The following is a 1,013-nucleotide window of genomic DNA, read 5'->3' as shown; positions in this document are numbered from 1 at the left end:
AGGCTGGCTACAACCTGCAGGGCGCTGTTGAACTTCAAAAGGTTTTTGTCTCACTATCAAAGCAGCAAAAAAGTTCATGGCTTGACGGTTTATTTGCTTCACACCCGCCCTCTCAAGAACGGGTAGAAGCAAATATCAAATACGCTGCCTCAAACCCTGTCAAAGACGCCTTCTCGGGTAAAGAGGCGTATCAACAAGCCATCGCCTACCTCAAGAGTAAACAAGAAGCTTACGACCTGGCAGACCAGGCGAATGCCGCCCTGGCACAAAAAGATTACGACCTGGCGCTTAGCCTTATTTCTAAAGCAAGTAATATAGAACCTAAAGAAGCACTATTTAGCGCCATAAAAGGCGATGCATTGGCCGCTAAGGGAAATAAAGATTCTGCACTTGCGGCCCATATGCGCGCCACAGAGCTCAACCCAAATCAATTTTCTTATTACTTAAAGCGTGCTCAAAGCTATGCCGCTCTAGGCCAATCTAGCTATGCCATTGATGATTATCGCTATAGCATGCGTTTACTACCAACAAGTATTGCTGCCCTACAATTAGGAGAGCTATACAGCGAGTCTCAGAATCAGGAACAAGCACTTAAGTACTATGCACAAGCAGCCCAGGCGCAAGGCGATATAGGTCAACAGGCAAAACTAAAACTGGCCCTAATCGAAATTAAGCAAACACCGGAAAAATACTTAAAGGCCAAGCATGTTCAAGACCCTAAAGGGCCTTTATTGGTGACAATAGAAAACCATAGTCCACTGAACATTGGCGCTCTACAGTTGCGCACGCAGCTAATTGACGCAAATGGAAAAGTAATTAAGATTGAAGAATGGTCAATTAACGAAACGATTCCGGCGCAAAAACGCAGCCCCTACTATCCTGCCAAAGTTGTTTATCACTTAAAAACAGGCGAAAAGGTTAAAACCAGCATTAGCTCGGTGACACTTGAATAGAAACACCAATTAGGAACCGTTTTGTTTGCTTGATATCCATTGGCGAGTATTAGCACCAAG

The 1,013-nt window shown here is 44.5% G+C and carries 1 pseudogene; it reads left to right on the top strand.

Features of this window, described 5'->3' with window-relative positions:
- A pseudogene (locus A3766_RS30035) lies at nucleotides 1-953 on the top strand (hypothetical protein); the annotation flags it as partial.
- Nucleotides 954-1,013 lie beyond the last annotated feature (60 nt).

The organism is Oleiphilus sp. HI0132 (assembly GCF_001635845.1).
Note: the sequence above shows the minus strand (reverse complement) of the source record. Positions and strands in the feature narration are given on the sequence as shown.